This is a genomic window from bacterium (assembly GCA_030655055.1).
GTDB lineage: Bacteria > Edwardsbacteria > AC1 > AC1 > EtOH8 > UBA5202.
Map to the genome: position 1 here is coordinate 1 of JAURWH010000081.1, position 8,165 is coordinate 8,165.

Below are 8,165 nucleotides of genomic sequence, written 5' to 3' on the forward strand. Positions count from 1 at the left end.
AAGTGAAGCCCATTTCCTTCATCATTTTTGGGTCCAGGATATTCCGTCCGTCCACTATGGCCGGCACTTTAAGCAGTGATTTGATCTTGTTCATATCCATTTTTTTGAACTCGTCCCATTCGGTGACTATGGCCAGGCAGTCGGAATCCCTGGCCACATCGTAAGGGTTGTCGCAGTACTGGACGTCCTTTAAGACCTGCCGGGCCCGGTCCATGGACACCGGATCGTAGACCTTGACCCTGGCTCCGTCCCTCTGCAGGGCTTCGATGATCTCGATGGACGGTGCGAAGCGCATGTCATCGGTGTTGGGCTTAAAGGCCAGCCCCAGGATGCCGATGGTCTTGCCCGAGATGTTCCACACCGTCTCTTCTATCTTTTTGACGAAGTTCATCTTCTGCTGGTCGTTGATCCCTTCGACCTCCTTCAGCAGTTTGAAATCGTAGCCCAGTTTTTCCGAGATCCGGATGAAAGCCTGGAGGTCCTTGGGAAAACAGAAACCTCCGAAGCCTATGCCGGCGTTCAGAAACGACCGGCCGATCCGCTTGTCCAGACCCATGCCGTAGGCCACCTGTTCCACGTTGGCCCCCGATTTTTCGCAGATCACCGAGACCGCGTTGATGAAGGAGATCTTCATGGCCAGGAACGAATTGGAGGCGTGTTTGATCAGCTCAGAGCTTTGGATGTCGGTGGCCACGATGGGGCAGCCCAGGGGGCTGTAAAGTTCCATCAACATTTTCCTGGCCCGCTCGGAATCGGTGCCGAACACCACCCGGTCGGGCTTCAAGGAATCTTCGATAGCCGTGCCCTCCCTCAGGAATTCCGGATTGGAGGCCACGTCAAATTCCACTTTGTTGACGTTGTTCTGAGCCATGGTCCGTTTGACCTGATCGCCGGTCTGCACCGGTACGGTGGACTTCTCCACCACCAGCTTGTAGCTTTTCATCCGGCGGGCCACGGTGGCGGCCACTGTCTCCACTGCGGAAAGGTCGGCTTCCCCGTTGGGCCGGGGCGGCGTGCCCACGGCAATGAAGATGATGTCCGACTGGTCGGTGGCTTCTTCGATGGAAGTGGTGAAGGACAGGCGGGCCAGGTTCTTGTCCATCAACTCCTTCAGACCGGGCTCGTAGATGGGTATCTGCCCCTTTTTAAGCATTTCGATCTTCGATGCGTCATTGTCCACGCAGATCACCTGATGCCCCCATTCGGCAAAACAAACCCCTGAGACCAGCCCTACATATCCGGTCCCCACTACTGCTAATTTCATGATCTTCTCCAGATTTTATATTGAATGATTTATTTGTTTACTTTTTGTGCATTGATCCATTTGTCAGACTTATTTTTTTTCGATCCCAGTAAGCCACCCTGTTCTTGCCCTGCTCCTTGGCAAAGTACATGGCCTGGTCTGCCTTTTCTATCAATTCCCGTCCATCTTTGGCATCCCCTGGGAAACTAGCCACCCCCAGACTGGCCGAAAGCTTTTTACCATCGGGACGGGTCTGGGCAAATTCAGTCCGGTAAATGGACAGCCTAATGGCCTCGGCAGCCCGGCAGGCCTGTCCCCGGTCAGAGTTTTTAAGGATTACCGCAAATTCATCGCCGCCGTAGCGGCAGATCACCGGGGATTTACCGGCCAGGGCCGATCCGATTATGTCTCCCAGCCTTTTCAGGATCTCGCTTCCCTTGAGATGCCCGAAGACGTCATTGTATTCCTTGAAGTGGTCCAGGTCCATCCAGATCAGGGACAAGGGATGCTGCTTTTCATCTTCCATCAGGTCCAAAAGCTCTTCCCAAAAGTAGCGGTAATTGTACAGCCCGGTCAGCCCGTCGGTGGTGGCCGCCCGTTCCTTCTCTTCCAGGATACCGGCGTTTTCCAGGGCCAGGGCCGCGTAATCGGCTATCAGCTTTATGGCCGAAAGCTCGCCGGGGGTGAATTCCCTTTTCCCCTTGACCTCGGAAAGGTTGATCACTCCCAGCCTTTTTTCCCGGACCATCAGCGGCACCACCAGCATGGAATGCACCTTGTCGTATCCCTTGGGGGAGGGCACGAACATCGGCTCCAGGTCGGTGTCGGGCACGTTCTTGGGCAGTCCGGTCCGCAGCACTTCACCGGCCAGGCCCTGGTCCGATCTCAGCCGGAGTTTGCCGACCATCCCGGCCCTCATCCCCCGGGCGGCTCTCAGCACCAGTTCCCCGGTCCCAAAGTCCAGCAGCAGGATGGAACAGCGGTCGGATCTCACTATGTCCTCAATGGCGTCCAGGGTCAGCCCCAGGGTTTCCTCAATGTTCTTGGAAGAGGAGATCAGCGCCCCGATGCCGAACATGGCCACCGATTGTATCTTGGCGGCGGTGCGGTTCCATTCATCGGCTTCCCGGCTCAGCTCCTGGTGGCGGCGGCGCCAGATCTTCTGCTGGTCGGAGATGAAGCCGGCCCAAAAGGCCGTCAGGGAAAGCAGTCCTATCTTAAAGAACAGGTCATAAAGGAACAATTGATCCCATGAAAATTCCCGGCGCCAGGCCATCACGGCAAAATATAGCATTATTGAGGCCCCCGCTGTTCTAAGGGCCCCCTGGCGGTTCCCCAGCAGGGCCGCCCAGATCACCGCCAGGTAATAAAGGTAAAAGAACTGGCTGCGGCTGCCTCCGGTGAAAGCTATCAGCAGGGTGGCAAAGGCCAGATCGAAACCCAGGGTGATGGGCCGGCGTTTTAGGACAGCAAAGACCTTGGCCCCGGCCAGGATTATCAGCACGTTGTAAACCGCCGCCCCGGCCAGCACCAGGATCAATCCCAGCCCGCTGTAATCCAGCTGTTCGGGATGCACCACCGTCAGCAGCGCCGCCAAAAACAGCACCGCCCAGCGCACCCAGCCCGACATCACTTCCAGGTGCCGCTGGTCCAGATCTATGCCATGTTCTTTTTTGGTCATCAGAAAAACTTGGAGACTTAAGCGTTGCTTCCGGCCGTAAACCCGGTGGACCAGGCTATCTGCAGGTTATATCCGCCGCAGGGGCCGTCCAGGTCCAATACTTCCCCGCAAAAATACAGGCCGGGTGTTTTCTTGGAGCCCATGGTCTTGGGATCTACCTCGGACAGGTCCACCCCGCCGGCGGTGCACACCGCCTCGTCGTAACCCCTCAGCCCGGTGACGGTGAAATCGATTCCCTTTAGCAGTTTCTTGACCGTGCCCCGCTGTTCCTTGTTAAGCTGGTTGACCAGGATGTCCGGGTCTATCCGGGAAAGGGAGCAGAATACCGGGATCAGGCTGGAAGGCAGCAGCCCTTTTAGGAGATTTTTATAGGTCTTCCTGCCCTGGAGGTCCATATCGCGCAACAGCCGCTGGTCCAGCACCTCGTTTGACAGGGCGGGCTTCAGATCCAGCGAACATTGCACCGGACCGTCCTTAAGCCACTGGCCCGCCTGCCTGCTGGCGTCCAGAGCCATCGGTCCGGAAATGCCGTAATGGGTGAACAGCATCTCCCCAAATAAAGAGATCCTGTTCCGGCCCTGGGAAAATTTCAACTCAACATTCTTCAGGCTTAATCCCTGAAGCTGTTTGACAAAATCCTCCCGGACCGTCAGAGGCACGTCGCTGGGCCTGGTGGGGACGATAGTGTGCCCGAGTTCCTGGGCAAAACCATAACCGTCCCCGGTGGACCCGGTGGCCGGATAGGACCTCCCTCCGGTGGCTATAATCAGGGAATCCGCAGAATACATCCTTTCGGATGCAGCTATTTTAAAACCGACAGACTGCCTGGAGATGTTCAGGACCCTGGCACCTGGCACAATCTCCACCCCGGACTGTTTCAGGGCTTTTTGCAGGGCCAGCAATATGTCCATGGACCTTTGCGATTCCGGAAAATACCTTCCTCCCCGCTCCAGCACCAGTTTTACTCCCAGTTGTTCAAAGAATTCCAGCGTATCCTGGCCGGAAAACCGGCTTAAAGACCCATGCAAAAAGCGGGCGCCGGGGCCGCAGTCGGCAATGAATTGTTTGGGATCAAGGTTGTTGGTGACATTGCAGCGGCCCTGCCCGGTGAGCAGCAATTTGCGTCCCAAGGCCGGCATTTTTTCCAGCAGCCTGACCTTTGCGCCTGCTTTGGTGGCAGTGATCGCAGCCATCATTCCGGCCGGACCGCCGCCGATCACAACTATGTTTTTAGTAGTTGTTTTGGGGATTATAGTTTACCTAACTGCAATTGCGGCAAATGGTTTTAACATTGTATGATACCAAATTTAACCCATTCTTGCAATACGTTTGTTAAAAAATATTATCACATTAAAAAAAGAGACCCCGTCAAATATTGACGGGGTCTCTTTCGGATTGCATTATTAGTTCCATCCATTTTCATGGTATAGTGTTTGGATCTCAATGTCAGTCAAAGCCCGGTTGTAAATTTGAATATCATCTAAGGTCCCCATAAAATAAGTCGGACCAACTGAAGAACTGCCTCTGTTCCAACGCCCGATCCTAACAGTGTCAGTGCCTACAAACGCGCTGTGTCCTAGACTCAGTGTGTCTTGCAATCCATTGATGAATATCCCTTGCTCCCCACTACTCTTCTTGTACCGGAAAACGATATGGTACCAGGTGTTCGTTTGGATAGAACTTTTACCGTAGGTCCAATTGTAAACAAAATCCATCAACGGTTTATTATAACGGATCATAAATGCCAATTGTGAATTGACCGTCCCATAATCGTTGCCCAATATTGTCGCATCACGGTTTACAAATGAACTGCCGTTGAACCAAGCGGAAACCGTGAAATCCTGATCGTAGAGGCTCAATTGGTTGGCTGGGCAAAGAGTAATGATATTGCTGGTACCATTGAACAAATAGGCGGAATTTGTGTTGCCAAAGCGGTCCGAGGTCAGCGTAGCTCCGACCACCACCCCGTTATGACCATTGCCGCTGGCATCGTTGGCATTCCCTGTAAACGGATAAGAGGCCACCAACCCCGATAAGGGTTCGTCCCCGGTACCCCAATCTACTATGATCTCAAGATCACCGGTAGTAGTTACAAATTGAAGATGAATATAGGCCTGGTTCATCTCACCCGCCACTACTACGCCGGAGCCGGTTCCCTGAGCCACCAGCATTGTGTTCTGATAGGCCTTGACCGTGATCGTGTATGTACCAGGAACAAGCTCGGTGAATGTCCCCTTTGCTGAATCTCCCGAGATCGTCAAATCCATCGAGTCGGTAAAAGTGCCATTGGCAATCTTAACAGTTACCCTGGTTATAGTATATCCGCTGTCAATGGCCGTTTTTAATGACATGGCCATTGTAAATGATTCAGTGCCGGTTGTATTATTGTCAGGTTGAGTTGGTAAAATGGTATAGTTGTTTACGGTACAGCCAGTAAACATTATAGCAGATGCAAGGATCAACATTAAAATGATATGCTTCATGACAACTCTCCTTATAATTAATAAGATTAGTTATAATTAACCATAGCACAAATACATTTCTTTGTCAATGAAAATATTAAATACATTTAATATCTACCCTTTCAACAGCAAAGCATTTTATTGATTATTTTATTTTAGAACTATCATTTTTCTGGTTTGGCTTGTCTCTCCTGCCTGAAGCCGGTAAATATATACCCCGTTGGAAATATTGATGCCGTGATCATCGCAGCCATCCCAGATAACGGTGAAACGACCAGCGGTTTGTCCAGTATTAACCAGGGTTTTCACCGTTTGCCCGGCAATGTTGTATATCTTCAGGCTGACCATTCCCGCCTTGGGCAATCGATAACTAATCACTGTGGTTTGTCTGAACGGATTCGGTGCATTCTGTTCCAGCCTGAACGCTGTCCCCTGTCCCCTGTTCCCTGGCTTCCCTTCAACACCAACATAAGGTTCCCCGAACTCAAGCATCACCTGCTGGGCCGCCAGTCTGGCCTGGTCCTTGTCCATAAAGTACAGCGGGAAGCCAAAGAATACCGTCTTGCCCGAGTCCCGCACCGCGCAGGCCCGGCCTTCGTAAGAACTCCCATTGTTCTTCATGTCCATCACGTAGATGGTATCGGCTTCGGCCAATGGCGTAAAGGCTTCAATATACCGGAAAGTCTTTCCCCAGATGGTTGCTGGGTATTTTAATGTATCTACCGCGATATCTGGGTATCCTTTCAACCCGATAGCAGTCTTAAAGGAGTCCGTGATCCCGGACAGGCCCGCAGGTGATATCTTAAATTGATCATACGAGTCGCTCCCTATGTCACTACTTGGTTTCCACCCGGCAAACCACATCTTGCCCCCGTTATCAAGGTAGCTCTTCATGTCACTGACCGCCCCGGAAGCCAACATCCCGGCATAATCATCGGCCAGCCAGGCCACCGTGGAATATGGGCCGAAATCCGCCAGGGTAGGCTTCTGGGAGGTTAAACCGTACTCGTAAAGTTCATATTTGTAGTCTGAAAAGATATAGTTATAGAAGCTGTCCTGCTGGGCGTCGCGGGGAAAGCTACCGGTGGTCCAGTTGTTGGTCTCGTCCACCACCAAGATTCCCTGGTCCAAAGAGAATATGACTGGCATGCCGAAGACTTCATCTGCTAAATAACTTTGCTGATTGCTTCCGTTGACCGCCCTGATAATAAAATATGCGATTTCATTAGGCTCTAATCCACTAATAGTGTCGCAAACAGTCAGTCTTCCTGGCACATAAACACTATCCGAATATGAACCACTCTGATTCCCCCACCATATCCAATATCCAACAACATCTGTTTCTTGGTTGGCCGACCAAATTAACTGAAGAGTGGTATCATCAGATGTCTGGTCAACTTCAATATTGTTCACTTTTGAGGGGTATAGCTCCAAGATGGCAATAGTGGCCACAACTGTTTTTGTGACTTCTGCAATAAGGTTGGGCGACAGCTTGTCTAATAAATCCTCCGTTGTGTGCTGATATGGGTTATCCGCTTCCGGGTTTTCTGAACAAGTGAATGCAGGATAACCCAGAACATAAAAAGGAGCAGCATCCCATGGGGCACCGCCAAGGTCTTGATAGATTGCCATCATAGGAGAATAATTTTGGCCCGATTGCATAAATATATTCGTCAACCAAGAGGTGCCCATGGCAATACAATCACAAATACTGTCATTCATATAACCTATCATGTCCATATTCATTATCGCTCTAATATCGATATTATTGCTGTCGGCCCAATTGGCATAATGAATGCTTCCCTTCAAATTTGCTTCTTCGGCAGCCCATGCCGCAATAGTTATTGTAACGGGAAAACTTTGTTGGGAAAATATTCTGGCAACTTCAATCGCTGCAGCAGTGCCCGAGGCATCATCATCCGCTCCCGGGGCACAACTGCTAAGCAGCCTATCTATCGAGTCAAAATGACCAGATACGATTATCTCTGTCTGGGGGATATAGCCTGGAATATAACCAATAACATTCCTTTCGTACCCAGAATCCCCGGTTGTTGTTTGTATGTATATGCTATCGAACTTAGTAGTACAGCCGTAGGATGAATACTTTTCATATATCCATTGAGAGGCAGCATGGGAACTATCCGTGCATGCTTCTCGAGTAATAAAATCCTGTAATCTCTGGATTTATGATGTTATGGAGTCAGCATTCACCTGATCCACTAAGTTTTGAATGAACGGATCGTACGGTATGCTCTTCAAAGTTACATATTTCGTGGTATTACTCTTCCAGAACCTCTCCCCCAATGGCTTGGTGTTCATTGGCCGGATATTGTGTTTAAAGTCAGGATCCAAATTATGTCCTTTGGATAGCGGCTGTATTATAGCCGTTTTATCATTCTGCCAGATCAGCTTTCCCTTCATCGCTGAAAATTTTTCAGGATTCAATAAAATCATATATCTTGTCAGTTCCGGCGGTCTGTCAATTATCTCTATTGAATAACCTTTTTGTTTCAATGATCCGACCAGGTTCTCCTCCGTTTCCGCAATGGCGGTATTGCCTATAAGTTCATAAGTCGGTATGCCAAGCTGATGCCAACCTTTCTTGCTCTCTATAGTCGGCAGTTCCACCGAGATCAGTACCGGTGAGCAAAGTGCCTCTTTGGCGGATAAAAGCAATACCCAGGCTATTGCCAGAGCGTATAACTTTTTCACGGTTATGCCTTTCTTGGTTATAATGTCATTTTATTTCAGGATTATCATCTTCCGACTTTGGGTCTTA

The 8,165-nt window shown here is 50.5% G+C and carries 6 protein-coding genes; all 6 read right to left on the bottom strand.

Features of this window, described 5'->3' with window-relative positions:
- On the bottom strand, positions 1-1,264 hold a 1,264-nt coding region (locus tag Q7U71_03540), incomplete at its 3' end, for a UDP-glucose/GDP-mannose dehydrogenase family protein (protein ID MDO9390829.1).
- 37 nt (positions 1,265-1,301) lie between these two features.
- Entirely contained in the window at positions 1,302-2,924 is a 1,623-nt protein-coding gene (locus tag Q7U71_03545; protein MDO9390830.1) for a sensor domain-containing diguanylate cyclase, read from the bottom strand.
- Between the two features lie 17 nt (positions 2,925-2,941).
- On the bottom strand, positions 2,942-4,174 hold the full coding sequence (locus tag Q7U71_03550; protein MDO9390831.1) for an NAD(P)/FAD-dependent oxidoreductase: 1,233 nt from the start codon (positions 4,172-4,174) through the stop codon (positions 2,942-2,944).
- A gap of 153 nt (positions 4,175-4,327) precedes the next feature.
- Complete coding sequence (locus tag Q7U71_03555; protein MDO9390832.1) at positions 4,328-5,407, bottom strand: LamG domain-containing protein; 1,080 nt, start codon at positions 5,405-5,407, stop codon at positions 4,328-4,330.
- A gap of 129 nt (positions 5,408-5,536) precedes the next feature.
- Positions 5,537-7,405, bottom strand: a complete 1,869-nt coding sequence (locus tag Q7U71_03560; GenBank protein ID MDO9390833.1) for a M20/M25/M40 family metallo-hydrolase — start codon at positions 7,403-7,405, stop codon at positions 5,537-5,539.
- A gap of 165 nt (positions 7,406-7,570) precedes the next feature.
- On the bottom strand, positions 7,571-8,098 hold the full coding sequence (locus Q7U71_03565) for a hypothetical protein (protein MDO9390834.1): 528 nt from the start codon (positions 8,096-8,098) through the stop codon (positions 7,571-7,573).
- Between the last annotated feature and the right edge of the window lie 67 nt (positions 8,099-8,165).